The organism is Streptomyces sp. NBC_00354 (assembly GCF_036106915.1).
In the GTDB taxonomy this organism is placed as follows: domain Bacteria; phylum Actinomycetota; class Actinomycetes; order Streptomycetales; family Streptomycetaceae; genus Streptomyces.
In genome coordinates, this window is the sequence record NZ_CP107983.1 from 585,233 (window position 1) to 602,701 (window position 17,469).

The 17,469-nt window shown below is 72.9% G+C and carries 17 protein-coding genes; 10 read left to right on the forward strand and 7 right to left on the reverse strand.

Features of this window, described 5'->3' with window-relative positions:
- Positions 1-208 precede the first annotated feature (208 nt).
- Positions 209-1,312, forward strand: a complete 1,104-nt coding sequence (locus OHT74_RS02885) for a mechanosensitive ion channel family protein (RefSeq protein WP_328619195.1) — start codon at positions 209-211, stop codon at positions 1,310-1,312.
- A 9-nt stretch (positions 1,313-1,321) separates the two neighbouring features.
- Here the strand turns inward: OHT74_RS02885 and OHT74_RS02890 are convergent, their stop codons facing one another.
- A complete protein-coding gene (locus OHT74_RS02890; protein WP_328619196.1) occupies positions 1,322-1,894 on the reverse strand; it encodes a MepB family protein in 573 nt (190 codons plus the stop codon).
- A gap of 137 nt (positions 1,895-2,031) precedes the next feature.
- Here OHT74_RS02890 and OHT74_RS02895 point away from each other — a divergent pair, with 137 nt between their 5' ends.
- Positions 2,032-3,039 carry an NAD-dependent epimerase/dehydratase family protein gene (locus tag OHT74_RS02895; RefSeq protein ID WP_266660302.1) on the forward strand — a complete coding sequence of 336 codons (1,008 nt, stop codon included), beginning with the start codon at positions 2,032-2,034 and terminating at the stop codon, positions 3,037-3,039.
- A 28-nt stretch (positions 3,040-3,067) separates the two neighbouring features.
- On the opposite strand, the gene OHT74_RS02900 is transcribed toward OHT74_RS02895, so the two are convergent.
- Both OHT74_RS02900 and OHT74_RS02905 read right to left on the reverse strand, forming a co-directional pair.
- Positions 3,068-4,183, reverse strand: coding sequence for a sensor histidine kinase (locus OHT74_RS02900; protein ID WP_328619197.1), 1,116 nt, complete (start codon positions 4,181-4,183; stop codon positions 3,068-3,070).
- Positions 4,176-4,955: a response regulator transcription factor gene (locus OHT74_RS02905; protein ID WP_266672439.1), complete on the reverse strand. Its 780-nt coding sequence runs from the start codon at positions 4,953-4,955 to the stop codon at positions 4,176-4,178. Before OHT74_RS02905 ends, OHT74_RS02900 begins: the two co-directional genes overlap by 8 nt.
- 196 nt (positions 4,956-5,151) lie before the next feature.
- Between OHT74_RS02905 and OHT74_RS02910 the strand changes: the two genes are divergently transcribed.
- Genes OHT74_RS02910 through OHT74_RS02920 form a run of 3 tightly spaced genes read left to right on the forward strand, consistent with a single transcriptional unit; the run spans position 5,152 to position 7,183 of the window.
- On the forward strand, positions 5,152-5,877 hold the full coding sequence (locus OHT74_RS02910) for a glycosyltransferase family 2 protein (RefSeq protein ID WP_328619198.1): 726 nt from the start codon (positions 5,152-5,154) through the stop codon (positions 5,875-5,877).
- Positions 5,874-6,527: a TIGR04282 family arsenosugar biosynthesis glycosyltransferase gene (locus tag OHT74_RS02915; RefSeq protein ID WP_328619199.1), complete on the forward strand. Its 654-nt coding sequence runs from the start codon at positions 5,874-5,876 to the stop codon at positions 6,525-6,527. The genes OHT74_RS02910 and OHT74_RS02915 overlap by 4 nt, the downstream gene beginning before the upstream one ends.
- The gene (locus OHT74_RS02920; RefSeq protein WP_266660310.1) at positions 6,524-7,183 is read left to right on the forward strand and encodes a class I SAM-dependent methyltransferase; all 660 of its coding nucleotides are present in this window, start codon (positions 6,524-6,526) and stop codon (positions 7,181-7,183) included. The genes OHT74_RS02915 and OHT74_RS02920 overlap by 4 nt, the downstream gene beginning before the upstream one ends.
- 82 nt (positions 7,184-7,265) lie before the next feature.
- Here OHT74_RS02920 and OHT74_RS02925 read toward each other — a convergent pair whose 3' ends face one another.
- Both OHT74_RS02925 and OHT74_RS02930 read right to left on the reverse strand, forming a co-directional pair.
- Positions 7,266-7,670: a hypothetical protein gene (locus tag OHT74_RS02925; RefSeq protein WP_328619200.1), complete on the reverse strand. Its 405-nt coding sequence runs from the start codon at positions 7,668-7,670 to the stop codon at positions 7,266-7,268.
- Positions 7,670-8,818, reverse strand: coding sequence for a molybdopterin-dependent oxidoreductase (locus tag OHT74_RS02930; RefSeq protein ID WP_328619201.1), 1,149 nt, complete (start codon positions 8,816-8,818; stop codon positions 7,670-7,672). Before OHT74_RS02930 ends, OHT74_RS02925 begins: the two co-directional genes overlap by 1 nt.
- Before the next feature lie 113 nt (positions 8,819-8,931).
- On the opposite strand from OHT74_RS02930, the gene OHT74_RS02935 reads away from it, so the two are divergent.
- Both OHT74_RS02935 and OHT74_RS02940 read left to right on the forward strand, forming a co-directional pair.
- Positions 8,932-10,320: a glycosyltransferase family 87 protein gene (locus tag OHT74_RS02935; protein ID WP_328619202.1), complete on the forward strand. Its 1,389-nt coding sequence runs from the start codon at positions 8,932-8,934 to the stop codon at positions 10,318-10,320.
- A 153-nt stretch (positions 10,321-10,473) separates the two neighbouring features.
- Positions 10,474-12,789, forward strand: a complete 2,316-nt coding sequence (locus OHT74_RS02940; protein WP_328619203.1) for a family 20 glycosylhydrolase — start codon at positions 10,474-10,476, stop codon at positions 12,787-12,789.
- Positions 12,790-12,841: 52 nt separating this feature from the next.
- On the opposite strand, the gene OHT74_RS02945 is transcribed toward OHT74_RS02940, so the two are convergent.
- Positions 12,842-13,429: a GNAT family N-acetyltransferase gene (locus tag OHT74_RS02945; protein WP_328619204.1), complete on the reverse strand. Its 588-nt coding sequence runs from the start codon at positions 13,427-13,429 to the stop codon at positions 12,842-12,844.
- Positions 13,430-13,651: 222 nt separating this feature from the next.
- Here OHT74_RS02945 and OHT74_RS02950 point away from each other — a divergent pair, with 222 nt between their 5' ends.
- The 3 genes from OHT74_RS02950 to OHT74_RS02960 all read left to right on the forward strand — a co-directional run bounded on the left by OHT74_RS02950 (position 13,652) and on the right by OHT74_RS02960 (position 17,108).
- A complete protein-coding gene (locus OHT74_RS02950; RefSeq protein WP_328619205.1) occupies positions 13,652-14,884 on the forward strand; it encodes a cytochrome P450 family protein in 1,233 nt (410 codons plus the stop codon).
- A gap of 132 nt (positions 14,885-15,016) precedes the next feature.
- On the forward strand, positions 15,017-16,486 hold the full coding sequence (gene mptB / locus OHT74_RS02955) for a polyprenol phosphomannose-dependent alpha 1,6 mannosyltransferase MptB (RefSeq protein ID WP_328619206.1): 1,470 nt from the start codon (positions 15,017-15,019) through the stop codon (positions 16,484-16,486).
- A gap of 214 nt (positions 16,487-16,700) precedes the next feature.
- Positions 16,701-17,108, forward strand: a complete 408-nt coding sequence (locus OHT74_RS02960) for a VOC family protein (RefSeq protein ID WP_328619207.1) — start codon at positions 16,701-16,703, stop codon at positions 17,106-17,108.
- A 14-nt stretch (positions 17,109-17,122) separates the two neighbouring features.
- Here the strand turns inward: OHT74_RS02960 and OHT74_RS02965 are convergent, their stop codons facing one another.
- Positions 17,123-17,458: a hypothetical protein gene (locus OHT74_RS02965; protein WP_266660328.1), complete on the reverse strand. Its 336-nt coding sequence runs from the start codon at positions 17,456-17,458 to the stop codon at positions 17,123-17,125.
- Between the last annotated feature and the right edge of the window lie 11 nt (positions 17,459-17,469).

Here is a 17,469-nt window from a genome sequence, read left to right on the forward strand (position 1 = left end):
CGGGCCGGGGCGGCGGACACCGGCCCGCCTGCAGTGGCCCCCTGCCCCATGGGGCAGGATGGCAGCCCGTTCCGGAATGCGTACATGCGCCCGAACGAGGCTCCATGCACGACAAACTGACAGGTGACAAGGTGACGACACACCTCATACGACGACCCGCAGCGCCCGTCGCCGCTCCGCCGGTCCGGCGCGAAGCGGAGGGCGTCCGTTGAACCGGGAACTCGTCCTGCACGACTGGCTGGTGGCCGGAATCGCGATCGCCGCGGGCGCCCTGGCCGGGCTGCTGCTGCGCGCCCTGATGCGCTGGCTGGGGCGGCACGCCGAGCGGACGCGGTGGAGCGGGGACGACATCATCGTCGACGCGCTGCGCACGCTCGCACCCTGGGCGGCGGTCATCGCCGGCGCCGCCGTGGCCGCCTCGACCCTGCCGCTTCACGCACGGGTCCTGGGGTTCGTGAACCAGTCCCTGACCGCTCTGATCATCCTCATCGCCACGCTCAGTGCGGCCCGGGTGATCTCCGGGCTCGTCCAGTCGGTGGCGGGGGCCCGGACCGGAGTGGCCGGATCGGCGACCATCTTCGTGAACATCACGCGGATCGTGGTGCTCGTGATGGGTGTGCTCGTCGCGCTCGAAACCATGGGCGTGTCCATCGCACCGCTGGTCACGGCCCTCGGCGTAGGCGGTCTGGCGGTGGCCCTGGCGTTGCAGGACACGCTCGCCAACCTCTTCGCGGGCGTCCACATCCTCGCCTCGAAGACCGTGCAGCCCGGTGACTACATCCGCCTCAGCAGTGGTGAGGAGGGGTACGTCGTCGACATCAACTGGCGCAACACCGTGGTCCGCAACCTGTCGAACAACCTGGTGATCATCCCCAACGGGCGTCTCGCGCGGACGAACATGACCAACTTCACCCAGCCCGAGCAGCAGTTGTCGATCCCGGTCCAGGTGGGTGTGGGCTACGAGAGCGATCTGGAGCAGGTCGAGCGGGTGACCCTCGAGGTGGTCGACGGCGTGATGGCCGACATCAACGGCGCGGTCCCCGACCACGAAGGGGCCGTCCGGTTCCACACGTTCGCGGACTCCAGGATCAACTTCACGGTGATCCTGGGTGTCGGCGAGTTCAGCGACCAGTACCGGATCAAGCACGAGTTCATCAAGCGCCTGCACCAGCGGTTCCGGGCGGAGGGCATCTCGATCCCGGCTCCCACCCGGACGGTCGCACTCCACCGGGACGACCTCCAGGCGCCGACGCATCCCCCGGTCCCGCACCAGCGCGAGGCTCCGACGCGTTCGCCGGCCACCACCGGCTGAACCGCGCTCCTACGGGTGGTACAGCTCCTCGGCGCGGGCCGGGTCGACGGGGCCGTCCTGTGGCAGGTGGAGGAAGTGCTCCACCTGCCACGCCTGCGCCCGCCCGGCCTGGCGGTTGGCGGTGGTCACCCACGGCGGGTAGACGCGGAAGCCGCGCTTGCCGCCGGAACCGTCCACCGATACGACGCCGTTCCGGCGCAGCGCGTCCATCGGGAAGACGAACTGGCCGAAGCCGTCGTCGTCGCGGCTGCCGATGACGAAGAGGTCGACGGGATCCGCGGCGTCGAAAGGCTCGATGGGCCCGCGCGCGGACCTCTTCCACACGGTGACGAACTGGCCGACCTTGGTGGGCGTCGTCTTGGCTGCACGGAACCGGACACGGCGGCCGTCGAGGGTGAACGCATGCGCAGCGTATTCGGCACTCTCGGCCTCGGGCACCGGCTGCGAGCAGGCGAATCCGCAGGGGTCGTAGACGCGCGCCTTCGCCGCGAGGAGGTCGCCGGGGACCCCGACCGTGTCCGACCACGGTTCGGATCCGGTACGGGGGTGGTGAGGGACAGGGCTCTCGCGGTGTTTCGTCACCCGACCACCTTGTCACGGATCCCCGGACATTCGAACATTTGGACGGGCGACGGTCGGGTCCGGGTTCGTTCTTACGGATCCATGACGTCCGGCCGGGTGAGTGCCTCCCGGGCCGTGGGGCGGCATAGCGTCGGATCATGCGCGTACTTGTGACTGGAGGAGCGGGCTTCATCGGCTCGCACATCGTCTCCGAACTGGCCGGCCGGGGGCACGACCCGGTGGTGTTCGACCTGGCGGAGGACGGGAGGGACGTACGGGATCCCGGCCAGGTGCGGGAGGCCCTGGCCGGCGTCGACGCGGTCTGCCACCAGGCGGCGAAGGTCGGCCTCGGCAAGGATTTCGGGGACGCACCCGGCTATGTGTCGGCCAACGATCTCGGTACGGCGGTACTGCTGGCCCGGATGGCCGAGGCGGGGGTGCGCCGGCTGCTGCTCGCCGGGTCGATGGTCGTCTACGGCGAGGGGCGGTACGAGTGCACCGCCCACGGCGTGGTCCGGCCCGGGCCGCGCGCCGAGGCCGATCTGGCGGCCGGCCGGTTCGAGCCGCGGTGCCCGGCCTGCGGCGCCGACCTGGCGCCCGGCCTGGTCGGGGAGGATGCGCCGATGGATCCGCGGAACGTCTACGCCACCACCAAGCTGGCCCAGGAGCACCTCGTGGCCTCCTGGGCGCGGGCCACCGGCGGGCGCGGGATCTCGCTGCGCTACCACAACGTCTACGGGCCGGGGATGCCCCGCGACACCCCGTACGCGGGGGTCGCCGCGCTGTTCCGTTCGGCGCTGGCCAGGGGAGAGGCGCCGCGCGTCTTCGAGGACGGCGGCCAGCGGCGGGACTTCGTCCATGTGCGGGACGTGGCGGTGGCCAACGCGGTGGCCCTGGAGTCACTGGAGTCCCCGGGGGCCGCGACGGACGGCTTCGCCGCGTACAACGTCGGCAGCGGCGATCCGCGGACCGTCGGGGACATGGCCAAGGCGCTGGCCTCCGCATGCGGGGGCCCGGACCCGGTCGTCACCGGCGAGTACCGGCTGGGCGACGTCCGGCACATCACCGCCGACTCGGCGCGCCTGCGCCGGGAACTGGGCTGGCGTCCGGTGGTGCCGTTCGCCGCCGGGATGGCGGAGCTGGCGGCCGGTGCTGACACGCACTGAACCGCCCCGCCGGGCTCCCGGCCCGCCCTTAGGCGGGTGCCGGGAGGGTCAGTTCGAAACGGCAGCCGCCGGAGACGTTGCGGACGTGAGCGTGCCCGTCATGGGCCTCCACGATGCCCCGGACGATCGCCAGGCCCAGGCCCGCACCTCCCGGAGGCGTGCGGGCCTGCGTGCCGCGCCAGCCGGTGTCGAACACGCGCGTGAGGTCCTCCTCGGGAATGCCGCCGCAGGCGTCGGTGACCGACAGCACCACCGCTCCCTCACGGGATTCGGCCGCGATCGCGACCGTACCGTCGGCCGGGGTGTGGCGGATGGCGTTGACCAGCAGGTTCGACAGGACGCGGGTCATCTCCTTGCCGTCCACCTCCACCGGGAGCGGTGCGATGCCGTCGCCGACCAGCCGTACGCCGTGCTCGCGGGCGAGGGCGTCGGTTCCGGCCAGAGCGTCGCCCACCAGGTCGTAGAGGGACATCCGGGTGGGGCTGAGACTCAGGGCGCCCGCGTGGATGCGGGAGAGCTCGAAGAGGTCGCCGACCATGGAGTTGAGGCGGTCGACCTCGGTGCGCATCTGCCGGTGGTAGCGCGCGGGGTCGGCGGCCATGCCGTCCTCCAGCGCCTCCGACATGGCGCGCAGACCGGCCAGCGGGGTGCGCAGATCGTGCGAGATCCAGGCGACCAGTTCACGGCGTGAGGTTTCCAGGGCCCGCTCGCGCTCCCGGGACTCATCCAGGCGCTCGCTGGTCAGGGCCAGTTCGCGGCTGAGCGCGGTGAGTTCGGCGGGGGCGGGCACGGTGGGCGTGGTGAACGTACCCTCCTCGCCGAAGACCCGCGCGGCGGCGACGAGTTCGCGGCAGCGCAGTACGACCTGCCGGCCCAGCAGCAGGGCGGTGCCCAGGGAGACGGCGGCCGCCACCGCGACGACCGTGGTCATCACGGTCAGGTCGTGGGTGGAGAGGAACATCGCCCAGGCCACCGTCAGCGTTCCGGCGAGCATCGCGGACACGGCGACGGCGGTCACGACGGCGAGGGAGACGGCGATGCTGCGCCGCCGCAGGGTCCGCAGGGCGACGGCCCCCAGCGCGCCGGCGCCGCCCGCGCCGAGGAGCGCGTACAGGGCGATCAGCAGCAGGTCCTGGTCACGCATGTCCGTTCTCCGTCCGGGGGTCCGTCGCGGGGGCCGCCGGGGCGGGGTGGGCGTCGAAGCGGTAGCCGGCCCCCCAGACGGTCTGGATCAGCCGGGGGCTCGCCGGATCGTCCTCGATCTTTCCGCGGAGCCTGCGGACGTGGACGGTGACGGTGGACAGGTCTCCGAAGTCCCAGCCCCAGACCTCGCGCATGAGCCGCTCCCGGTCGCAGACCTGCCCGGGGTGGCGCAGGAAGTGGGCGAGGAGGTCGAACTCCCGCAGCGTGAGGGCGAGCTCCTGGCCGTCCTTGCTCACCCGGCGGGCCGCCGGGTCCAGGCTCAGGCCCGCCGCGGTGAGCCGGGGGCCGGCGGCCGGCGGGGCGGGGACGGCCCGGCGCAGCACCGACTGCACGCGCAGAACGAGCTCGCGCGGGCTGAAGGGCTTGGTCACGTAGTCGTCCGCGCCGACTTCCAGGCCCAGGATCCGGTCGTCCTCGTCGCCGCGTGCGGTGAGCATGATGACCGGGACGGGCGGGAGGCGCGGGGTGCCGCCCTGACCGCCGCGCGGGTCGGCGCCGCGCTCGCGCGCCCGCAGCCGCCGGCAGACCTCCAGCCCGTCCATGCCCGGGAGCATGAGGTCGAGGACCACCAGGTCCGGGCGCTGCTCCTCGGCGGCGCGGAGGGCGGCCGGTCCGTCGGCGGCCCGGCGCACGGCGAAGCCGGCCCGGTCGAGGTATCCGGCCACGACCTCCGAAACGGTCGGGTCGTCCTCCACGACCAGGACGCTGCCCATGGACCGCTCCGGGGTACCCGCCCCGCCGGGGCCGACGGCTTCCGGGCCCTCGTCCGTACTCTGCGCATTGCTGACTGCCATGGCCCCAGCCTGACATCCGCCCCGGGCCGCGTGGAATGCGACCTCCGCCGATCGCGCACGGCGTCCGCGTTTCGTAAGGACTCAAAGCCCCTTTCGTCCGCGTCCGCTTCCTACGGTGTGGACCGTGACTGATTCTGCTTGTGTGCCGCCCCGGGCGGACCTCGTACTGCCGTGCCTCGACGAGGCGGAGGCGCTCCCCTGGGTGCTGGCGCGGGTGCCGGCCGGCTGGCGGGCCATCGTCGTCGACAACGGCTCCACCGACGGCTCCGCCGACATCGCCCGCAGCCTGGGGGCGACCGTGGTGCGCGAACCCCGGCGCGGCTTCGGCGCCGCCTGCCACGCCGGACTGCTCGCCGCGAGCGCCGACCTCGTCTGCTTCTGCGACTGCGACGCCTCCCTCGACCCCGCCCTGCTCGCTCCCATGGCGGCGCGGGTCGCGGCCGGCGAGGCCGACCTGCTGCTCGGCCGGCGCCGCCCGCAGGGCCGCGGCGCGTGGCCCGCGCACGCCCGCGCCGGGAACCTCGCGCTGGCGCGGATGCTGCGCCGCCGTACGGGACTGCGGCTGCACGACCTCGGACCGATGCGGGTCGCGCGCCGCGAGGCACTGCTGGGCCTGGACCTGACCGACCGGCGCAGCGGCTACCCGCTGCAGATGGTCGTACGTGCCGCCGACGCAGGCTGGCGGGTGGCCGAGACGGACGTCCCGTACCTGCCGCGCTCCGGGAAGTCGAAGGTCACCGGCACCTGGCGGGGCACCTGGCATGCGGTACGGGACATGCAGCGGGTGCTGACCGAGGCGCCCGGCACCCTGTCCGCACCGGCCGGCGGGGTCTCCGCATGACTACTTTCGAGAGCAGCCACGACAACGACGAGGGCACTCTCCTCGTCGTCGCCAAGGCCCCCGTACCAGGCCGGGTCAAGACGCGGCTGACCCCGCACTTCACCCCGCAGCAGGCCGCCGCCCTGGCCCGCGCCGCGCTCCAGGACACCCTGGACGCCGTCCTCGCCACGCCGGCCCGGCGGCGCGTCCTCTACCTCGACGGGGCGCCGAGGCACTGGCTGCCCGACGGCATCGAGGTGGTTCCGCAGTGCGCGGGCGGGCTCGACGCCCGGCTGGCCGCGGCCTTCGGCCTGTACGACGGTCCCGCGCTCCTGATCGGCATGGACACCCCCCAGGTCACTCCGGAACTCCTCGCCCAGGGCCTCGACTTCACCCGGACCAGCGCCTGGTTCGGCCCGGCCCTGGACGGCGGATTCTGGGCCCTCGGACTCGCCGAACCCGACCCGGCGCTGCTGCTCGGCGTCCCCATGTCCGTACCGCACACCGGGGAGGTGCAGCGCCGGCGGCTGACCGCGTCCGGGCGGGCCGTACGGGACCTGCCGGCGCTCCGCGACGTCGACACCCCGGACGATGCGGCGCTGGTCGCGGCCGCCGCGCCGGGGACCCGCTTCGCCGCCCTGCACACCGAGCTGTGCGCGGCCGTCCGATGACCGCGCAACTGGCGGAGCCCGCCGCCCAGGCCTGGCGGGCCGATCCGTACTCCGACGCCCTGCGCACCGGCCAGGGCCCTCTCTACCTGCGCCGCAGCGACGGCTGGCTGCTGCCGCTGGACGTGGAGCGCTGGTGCGCAGAGCCCGACACCGCCGACGCCACCGTCCTGTCCCGCTGCGACGGCCCGGTGCTGGACATAGGCTGCGGACCGGGCCGCCTGGTCGCCGCCCTCGCCCTCCGCGGGCACCCCGCGCTGGGCGTGGACGTCACCCCGGAGGCGGTGGCCCGTACCGTACGCGCGGGCGGCAGCGCCCTGTGCCGGTCCGTGTTCGACCCGCTGCCCAGCGAGGGCCGGTGGGGCACGGTCCTGCTGATCGACGGCAACATCGGCATCGGGGGCGACCCCGGCGCCCTGCTGCGCCGCGCCGCGCGGCTCGCGGCGCCCGGCGGCTCGCTGCTGGTCGAGGTGGCCACCGTGGACGTCGACGAGCGCGTCGAGGTCCACGTCGACGACGGTCACGGCGGCCGCGGGGCACCGTTCCTGTGGGCCCGGCTCGGTACCGGTGCACTCCGCGTCGAAGCGGCCGAAGCGGGCTGGACCCGAGCGGTGACCTGGCATGCCGCGGGCCGCGCGTTCGTGCAGCTGCGACGCTGACCGCAGACCGGGACATACGACATACGAGAGCGGCTGACGCGAATCCGCGTCAGCCGCTCTCGTATGTCGTATGTCCCGTCGTTCAAGGCTGTCGGCGCATGCCGCGCAGCGCCGTGCGCGTCCCGGCCCACAGGCCCGCGGCCACGGCGACGGCCGCCATCGCGAGCAGCCAGTTGCGCAGGTAGTCCAGCGGCACGACCGTCGGGTTGGCCGCGCCGCCCGGGCGCAGGAGCGGCGGGAGGGCGATCGCCGTCAGGGAGCCCGCGACGATCAGGGCCGCGCGCGGGATCCCGTGCAGGCGCAGGCCGAGGGCGCCGGTGAGCGCGGCGACGGCGATCAGGAGGGGCGCGATCAGCCCGTCGTGCACGACGACCGCGCCCGCGAGCCACAGCGCGATCCGCCAGGGCGAGGGCTGCTCGATCAGCAGGGCGCCGCCCAGGCCCATCAGGGCCAGCCCGAGGCCCGCCACCAGGTACCGGTACGCCATCACGCCACCTCCAGTCGGCCGACCCACTTGGTCTGGAGCACACCGGGGCGGTTCGGGGCGATGATCCGCGCCGGGTAGCCGTGGTCCGGGGACAGTTCCTCGCCGTTCAGGCGCAGCGCCAGCAGGGTGAGCGGGTCCTGGGCGTACTCGCGGCCCATCTCCATCACCCGGTACGCGCCGACCGGCTCCAGCGACTCCACCCGGGCACGTGCGGCCGGGCCGCCTCCGGCCCGGTCCAGCAGGTCGCGCACGCGTACCCCGGTCCACCGGGCGTTCTTGCTCCAGCCCTCGACGCACGCGATCGGCAGCGTCACCTCGTACTGCGGCATCGCGCACAGTTCGTCGAGGGTGAGGGTGTACGGGCGCGGGCCGGCGACGGTCAGCCGCCAGTCCTGTACGGAGGCCGCGGTGACCCCGGCCGCCTTCGCCGTACGGTTCACAGGGAGCCCCTGCGGTCCGACGGCGGGATCGCGCGGGGCGAACAGGTCGAGCCGCCCGAGCGCGGTCACGGACTGCCCGGCGGTCGTCAGCGTCACCGCCCCCACCGCCGCCGCAACGCCCACCAGCAGCGCGCGCCGGTCCGGGCCGTCGGCCTCGGGCAGCGCGAGCGTCCCCCGGGAGCGGCGGGTCCAATGGGCTTGGATCTCCGGCCACTTCACGGCGATGTGCACCATCAGCGCGCCCACCAGGAGCCAGGCCAGCGCGAAGTGCACGGGTACGAAGGAGAAGGGCCAGGGGTACCACTGGAAGGTGTTGAGCAGCCCGCTGAACAGCTCGAACACACCGGCCGCCACCAACACCGCCACGGAGGCCCGCTCGAGCGCGTGCCGCACCGACTTGAGCGGCGGCCATTCGAACAGCCGCGGGTACACCGCCCACAGCTTCGCCAGCAGCAGCGGGATCGCCGCGATCCCGGAGACCACATGGAGTCCCTGGGTGAACCGGTAACCCCAGTAAGGGCGGCTCGGCAGCCGGTCGGCGAGCCACACCGGCGGGTGCTGGAAGTAGTGGCTGAGCACACCGGTGGCGAAACACACGGCGAAGGCGAGCCCGAGCCAGCGGCCGACGGCGGTCGCGGTACGGGCGTCGTGCAACCGCGCCTTGAAGGTGACGGGCGGGTCGGGAGGAAGTCGCAGAGGGAAGCGCATGCACCCATGACACCCCCGACAAGGCTCACGGAGGCGGTTCGGACTCCTTACGAAACACGGACATGAACGGCGCCGTACCCCGATGTACGGCCTTTGCCTGGAACGCTGCGGCTGTGAACCTGCGTACCGCCCTCGGCCTCTCCGCCCTCGCCGCCCTCGTCGCCGCCCTCGTGTGGACCATCCGCTACGACGGCTACTTCACCGACCCCGCCGGACTGTCCTGGCGGTACGCGGCCTGCTGGGCGCTGTTCGCGGTCGCTGTGCTCGCGCTGCGCCGGGTCCCGGCCGCCGCCGTCGTGCCGCTGGTGCTGGCGGGGGCCGTCGCGGTGGCGGCGGCGGGGCTGGTGGCGGCGCCCCGGACCAGCACCGACTCGTACCGCTACGCCTGGGACGGCCGGGTCCAGTCCGCGGGCATCTCCCCGTACGACCACGCTCCGCAGGACGCCGAGCCGGCCCGGCTGCGCGATCCGTGGCTCTTCCCCACGGGCGCCGCCGCATGCACCGGCCCGGACCTGGCCCGGATCCCGTACACCGGGGACACCCCGCACTGCACCCGGATCAACCGGCCCGCCGTGCACACCATTTATCCGCCGGTCGCCGAGGCGTACTTCCTGGCCGTCGACCGGCTCTCCCCCGAAGGCGCCCGGCACAAGCCGCTCCAGATCGGCGCCGGGGTGCTGTCCCTCGGCGTGACCGGCGCGCTGCTGCTGATCCTGCGCCGCCGGGGCACGGACCCGCGCAGGGCCGCGTACTGGGCATGGTGCCCGGCCGTCCCGATCGAGGCGGTGAACAATGCGCACGTCGACGTCCTGGGAGTGCTGCTCGCCGTGGCCGGTCTCGGGCTCGTGGCCGCGGAGCGCCTCGGGCGCCGGGCGGCCGGCGGGCTGGTCCTCGGCACCGCCGTCGCCACCAAGCTGATGCCCGCGATCGTGCTCCCGGGCGCCCTGTCGGGCGTCCGCCGGGTACGCGATGCGGTCGCCGTGCTGCTGCCGGCTGCCGCCTTCACTGCGCTCGCGTACGTGCCGTACGTCCTGCTCTCGCGCGGCTCCGTCTTCGGCTACCTCGGCGGCTACGTGGAGGAGGAGGGGTACGAGGACGCCTCGGCCGGTTCCCGCTATGCGCTGCTGCGGTTGGTGCTGCCGGACGACTGGGCGCTGCCGGTGCTGCTCGCCGCGATGGCGGGCGTGTGCGCGTACGTGCTGTGGCGCGGGGATCCCCGACGCCCGTGGAGCGGCGCGCTGTTGGTGACGGGGTGGGCGTTCGGGCTGCTCACGCCGGGCTATTCGTGGTACGCCCTGCTGCTGGTCGCGCTCGTGGCGCTGGACGGACGCTGGGAGTGGCTGGGCATCGCCGTCGCGGGCCCCGCCGTGTACGTCACGGGCCAGGTGTTCGGCTCGCGCGAGGCGGTGAGCGCCACGGCGTACGGCCTCGCGGTACTCCTGGTGCTGGTGGTCACCGCGGTACGCCGGCGAGGGCTCCGCACGGCTGATCGCCGCTGCTGACCCGTCAGGGCTGCCCGTGCGGATGCGTGATCCTGCTCGGTGGGACGGGGTTTCGAGCAGGTATTGACATGCATCCCGCACTGCGCTGCACTTTGGCTGCACTTTGGCCGACTCTCTGAACTCCCCTTCCCTCCCACGACTTGGGGACTTGCCATGCGTCTGCTCAGATTGCTGATCGCCGCCGTCTGCGCGGTGGCCGCGCTCTCCTTACCCGGTGTCGCCGCCGCCGGACCCGTGCCCGCACAGGCCGCCGCCGGGCCGCCCCGGACCGTCCCGGCGCTGCGGCAGTGGACGGCCGGGACCGGTACGTACGCCTTCACCACCGCCGGCCGTATCGTCGTCGACCCCGCCTACACCGCCCAGCTCTCCGACGAGGCCGCCACACTCGCCGAGGATCTGGGCGCGCTGGCCGGGCGTCCCGTCGCCGTCGTCACCGGGAGCGCAGCCCCCGGCGACATCGCACTGAGCCTCGGTGACCCCGGCCTGCCCGCCGAGGGCTACCGGCTGACCGTCGGTCAGTCCGTCGGCATCCGGGCCGCGACCGACACCGGCGCGTTCTACGGCACCCGTACCGTGCTCCAGCTCCTGCACCAGTCGCTCTCGGTGCCCGCCGGCACCGCGGTGGACTGGCCCACCAAGGCGGAGCGCGGGCTCATGATCGACCAGGGCCGGAAGTTCTTCACCGTCGACTGGGTCAGGCAGCACATCAAGGAGCTGGCCTACCTCAAGCTCAACTACTTCCACTTCCACCTGTCGGACACGTTCGGCTTCCGCCTCGAGAGCTCCACCCACCCGGAGATCGTCTCCGCCGACCACTACTCCAAGCAGGACATCGCCGACCTGGTCGCGCTCGGGCAGAAGTACCACGTCACGATCGTTCCCGAGATCGACACCCCGGGGCACATGAACGCCGTCCTGGGCGCCCACCCCGAGCTCAGGCTCAAGAACAGCTCCGGCACGGCCAGCCCCGATTTCATCGACCTGTCACTGCCGGCCTCGTACACCCTGATCAAGGATCTGGTGAACGAGTACCTGCCCTTGTTCCCGGCCCCGTACTGGCACATCGGCGCGGACGAATACGTCACCGACTACGCCAAGTACCCGCAGCTGCTCAGCTATGCCCGCGCCCACTACGGAGCGGGCGCCACCGCCAAGGACACCTACTACGGGTTCGTGAACTGGGCCGACGACCTGGTCCGGGCGGCCGGCAAGACCACCCGGATGTGGAACGACGGCATCAAGGCCGGGGACGGGACCGTCACTCCGCACGCGGGCATCCTCGTCGAGTACTGGTACAGCTACGGGCTCACCCCGCAGCAACTGGCCGCGGCCGGCCACACCGTGGCCAACGAGTCCTGGACTCCGACCTATTACGTGCTCGGCGGCGCCAAACCCGACACCAAGTGGATGTACGAGACCTGGACCCCCGACCGCTTCGAGGGCGGGGCCACCCTCACCGACCCCTCGAAGAACCCCGGCTCGCTGATCCACGTGTGGTGCGACAACCCGACCGCCGAGACGGAGGACCAGATCGCGGCGGGCATCATGTACCCGCTGCGCGCCCTGGCCCAGCAGACCTGGGGTTCCCCGAAGTCGGCGAGCGCGTACGCCGACTTCACCCCCATCGCGGCTGCGGTCGGACACAACCCCGCCTGGCCGGGCCTCGCCCAGCCCGGCAACCTCGCCCGCAACCGGCCGACCACCGCCTCCAGCACCGAGACCGCCAACTTCCCGGCCTCCTCGGCCACCGACGGCGACCCCGGAACCCGCTGGTCCAGCGCCTACAGCGACCCGCAGTGGCTCCAGGTGGACCTCGGCTCGAGCCAGGCCGTGAGCCGGGTGGTGCTGCGCTGGGAGGCGGCGTACGGAAAGGCCTTCCAGATCCAGCTCTCCGACGACGCGACCACCTGGCGCACGGTGCACTCCACCACGACCGGCGCGGGCGGGGTGCAGGAGCTCACCGGCCTGTCCGGATCCGGCCGCTACATCCGCGTGTACGGAACCCGGCGCGGCACCGCGTACGGCTATTCGCTGTACGAGTTCGAGGTGTACGGGGGCCAGTTGAGCGGCACCCGGACCCTGGGCGCAGCCGGCAAGGCCCTCGACGACCCGGCGAGTTCCAGCGCCTCCGGCACTCAGCTGATCACCTGGACACCCCACGGGGGCCCCAACCAGCAGTGGCAACTGGCACTCGACGCCGACGGCTCCTACTCCATGGTCAACGGCTCGTCCAGGCTCTGCGCGGACGTCTCGGGCGGGTCCACCGCGCCCGGTGCAGCCGTCGTCCAGGCCACGTGCAGCGGCGGCGACAGCCAGCGCTGGCTGATCACCGCCCTCGGCGGGGGCGAGTACGCGGTGGCCAACAGGAAGAGCACGCTCCTGCTGACCACCGCATCGGGTACGGACGGCGCCCTGGTCACGCAGCAGCCGAGTTCCGGTTCGGGCTACCAGCGGTGGCAGATCACCTGACGGGAGGGCAGCTCGTGGACGTCTCCCGGCGACGGCCCGTGCCGGGGGACGTTCAGCCTTCCGCCCGGTGTGGCCGGTCCGCCCGGTGTGCCCGGTGCGCTCGCCATTCCGGGGCGAGGACCGACCAGACCTCCTCGTCGTGCCGCTTCCCGCGGTACAGGTAACTCTCCCGCAGCACGCCGTCCTTGGTCATCCCGAGCCGCCGGGCCACGGCGATGCTGGGCTCGTTCCCGACCGAGACCACCCACTCCACGCGGTGGATGCCCCGCTCCTCGACGGCCCAGTCGGTGATCGCGCGCACGGCCCGGGTCACCAGCCCCTTGCCCACCGCGGACGGCTCCAGCCAGCAGCCCGCCTCGGCCACGCCCTGCGCCACGTCGAACCTGCGGAAGAGGACCGCTCCGACCAGCTTCCCGTCGGTCCGGATGCCGTAGAGCCGCCCGGCGTCGGCCGCGGTCTTCTCCGCGTACGCCTGGAGGAGCGCCCGGCTGGAGTCCAGGTCCGTGACGACGTCGGGGAGTCCGTTGAACTGCCCTATGAACTCCCGTCCTCGGTCCACGTGGGCCAGGAACTCCTCGGCCTGCCAGGGTTCGAGCGGGCGCAGCTCCGCGCCGTCGTCGCCCAGGGATATCGCGAACATCGTCACCTTCCACGGTCGGAACCAGCGCACACCACGCCGTCGGGCCGCGGCGAAAGGATCTTCTCAAGGCCCCCTCCGGTGCATCCGTGTCACATGCGCCGCACCGGGCGCGGCCCGCGTCGACAGCTGCCCTCGCCCGTGGAACGCCTTGTCCACCACGCGCGTTGTGCGGGAGGCGGAGGATCGTCCCACCGCCACGACCGTCTCCCGAAGGAGTCCCGCGTGAATCGCCCCACCGCCCCGCTCGTCCTCGACCCCGCAGGCGCCGACCGGCATGCCGAGGACCGGCTGCTGCGCGCCCAGGGGCCCGCAGCCCGCGTCGACGTCCTCGGCGTGTCGGCCTGGTCCGTCACCGACCCGGCCCTCCTCAAGGAGTTGCTGACGAGCCCGGACGTGTCCAAGGACGCCCGCGCGCACTGGCCCGAGTTCGAACAGGCCGTACAGACGTGGCCGCTCGCCCTCTGGGTGGCCGTGAACAACATGTTCACCGCGTACGGAGCCGACCACCGCCGGCTGCGGCGGATGGTGGCTCCCGCGTTCGGCGCACGCCGTGTCTCCCTGCTCCGCGGCACGGTCGAGACGATCGTGGCCGGCCTCCTGGACGAGCTCGCCGCCCTCCCGCCGGGTGAGGTGGCAGACCTGCGCGAACGGCTCGCCTACCCGCTGCCCATCGCGGTCATAGCCCACCTCATGGGCCTCCCCGAGGAGCAGCGCAGTGACTTCCGTACCGTGGTGGACAGGTTCTTCGACACGACCCTCACCCCCGAACAGGCCGCCGCGAACACGGGACGGGCCTACGAAGTCCTCGCGCAGCTCATCGCCGCCAAGCGCGCCGAGCCCGGCGACGACATGACCTCCCTCCTCATCGCCGCCCGTGACGAGGAAGGGGACGGCTCCGCACTCTCCGACGCCGAGCTGAGCGACACCCTGCTGCTGATGGTCAGTGCCGGGTACGAGACGACCGTGAACGTCATCGACCAGGCGGTGACCGCCCTGCTCACACACCCGGACCAGCTCGGCCACGTCCGCGCCGGCCGCAGCAGCTGGAACGACGTCGTCGAGGAGACCCTGCGCCACGAGCCGGCCGTGAAGCACCTGCCGATGCGCTTCGCCCTGGCGGACATACCCCTGCCCGACGGACGGACCATCGCCAAGGGGGAGGCGATCCTCGCCTCGTATGGCGCCGCCAACCGGCATCCCGACTGGCACGGCCCGGATGCCGATGCCTTCGACGTCACGAGGGTCACGAAGGACCACCTCGCCTTCGGGCACGGCGTCCACTTCTGCCTCGGCGCCCCGCTGGCCCGGCTCGAGGTCGCGGCCGCGCTCGAGGCCCTCTTCGACCGCTTCCCGGACCTCGAACTGGTGGTTCCCGCCGAAGAGCTGCTGCCCGTCGCCTCCCTGATCAGCAACGGCCACCGGACCCTGCCCGTCCGTCTCGGCCCCTCGGCATGACCCACTGAGCGCGGCGGAGCCGGCGCCCTCATGCGGAGCCGACCGGTGCAAGGGCGGAAAAACCCCCGAAGTTCACTCCCCCGACGCCTGTCGCAGGCCGATCACCGACCACGTCCGCCCTAGGCTGCCGCCATGGCTGAGGTGGGGGTCACGGTCCGGGGTTGCCGGCTGCTCGGAACGCTCGGGTCGGTGCTGCTGGCGGCCGGGAGCTGGTCGGCCGGCGCACTGCCGTTCGGGGTTCCCGACGGGGTGTGGGCGCAGCGGAGCCCCGCCCACACGGTGCTGGGAGCTGCGGCGTCGTACGCCGGACTGGTGCTGCTCGTGATCGCCTGGTGGCGGCTGGGCGGGCTGCTGCGGAGCGGGGAGCCCGTCGGCCGCAGACAGCTGCGCTCCGTGCTGTGGTCCTGGGTTCTGCCCCTCGTACCGGGCCCGCTGTTGTTCAGCAACGACGCGTACAGCTATGTCGCGCAGGGCGCGCTGGCGGGCCGGGGCTGGGACGTGTACCGGCTGGGGCCGTCGGCGCTCGGCGGTCCGCTGGCGGACAACGTGCCGGAGATGTGGCAGGACGCACCGGCGCCCTACGGGCCGCTGGCCGTCGCGGCGACGCGGGCCGTGGTGGCCGTCACGGGCGAACACCACACGGTGGCGGCGGTGCTGGGGATGCGGCTGGTGGCCCTCGTGGGGCTGGGGCTGATCGTGTGGGGCTTGAGCCGTCTCGCGTCCGAGTGGGGCATCGGGGAGGCCGGGGCGCTGTGGGCGGCGGCGCTCAACCCGCTGGCCCTGGTGCATCTGGTCGGCGGGGCCCACAACGAGGCGCTGATGATCGGGCTGATGGTGGCGGGGCTGGTGGCCTTCCGCCGGGGCCGCTGGGTGCTGGGCACCGTCGTCCTCACGTCGGCCGCGCTGGTCAAGGTTCCCGCCGCGGTGGCTCTGCTGTGTGCCGCCGCGTGGTCCGTCGGCGGGCGGCCGGACCGGCGTTCGGGCTGGTCGCGGGCGGCAGGGATCTCGCTGGTGGCCCTCGCGGCGCTGGTGCTGGGCGTGGGTGTGTGCGGCCAGGGCTGGGGGTGGCTGTCGACGCTGAAGGGCCCTACGCAGGTGTACACGGTGCTCTCGCCCAGCACGGACGTGGGCCGTGTGCTCGGACTCTTCGCCGAGGGGCTCGGCGTGGGTACGGCGGCCGATGCGATCGCCGCCGCGCGGTCGGTGGGGATGCTGCTGGGCGTGTGCGCGGTGGCCTTCTGCGCGTGGCGTGCCCCGCGTACGGGTCCCGAGTACGCCACCGGCATGGCGCTGCTGGGACTGGTGGTGACCGCTCCGGTCGTACAGCCCTGGTACGTGCTGTGGGGGATGGTGCCACTCGCGGCGGTCGCCTGGCGGCTGCTGGAGGACACCCGGGCGAGGCTGGCGATGCTGGGGCTGCTGGTGATCGTGCTGCCCAGCGGGACCGCGCCCACCTGGCCCTACGTGCTCGCGGCCGTCACGGGAGCGTCGGCAGCCGTGGCGGCACTCGTGGCGTGGGGTCCGCTGCGGCTGGGGGCGGTGCCCCGCCTTCTCCTGCAGGAGCGCGGGTGGGTGCGCGCAGCGGCCAGAACGCGCCGTTGAGCGTGGCGAGGAAACGGGGTTGTCCCGGCCCGTGGTGATCACTAAGGTCGGCTGTGTGACTGCCGGGTCGGCCTTGAGCCATGTACGAGTAGGGTTTCCGGCCTCGGCGTGAGCACGGGGCGGGCCAGGGGCCCGCCGCTTTTCCGCGTTTTGTTCCCGGGCGCCCGCGTGTGGCGCCGTTCCAGCGGATCCCGAAACCGGAGACACACCACTCATGCAGAACACTCAGCAGTACCCGAACGCCGTCCAGTTGAACCACACCGTCGTGCATGCCAGGGACCGGCAGCTGTCGGCCGAGTTCCTCGCCGTGATCCTGGGACTGGAGGTCGGCGCTCCGTTCGGGCCGTTCCTGCCCGTCGACCTCGGCAACGGCGTGACGCTCGACTACTACGCGATGACCGACGAGCCGATCCAGCCGCAGCACTACGCGTTCCTCGTACCCGACGAGCGGTTCGACACCATGATCGCCCGGCTGGAGGCGGTCGGGGTCACCTACTACGCCGACCCCCACCACACCGAACCCGGGCACATCAACCGCCTGTTCGGCGGCCGCGGCGCGTACTTCGCCGACCCGGACGGCCACAACATGGAGATCATGACCCGGCCCTACGCCCGTCCGTAGCGGGTACGCGGGCCTCAGCGTCGGCTGCCGGTGAGCCTGCCGTCGGGGGTCAGGGTGAAGGTGGTGTTCATCATGCCGGAGGTGCCGTGGTCCGCATCGCCGTACGCCCGGAGGCTGATCTGCTCGGCCTTGCCCCAGTGGATCTCGGCTTCGGCGGCGTGGCTCCAGCGGTTGACCCGGATGTGCGCCGACCAGTTGGCGACCTCTTCCTGTCGCCAGGCGCCCCAACTGCTCTCCGGCAGCAGGCCCGGCGCCGCGCCCCGGTAGACGCTGAAGGCCGTGAACGCGAGCAAAGCGGCGGCCACGGCGAAGCCGAGCACAGCCGCACGCGGGCGGCGTAAGAGGGACACGGCATGCTCCT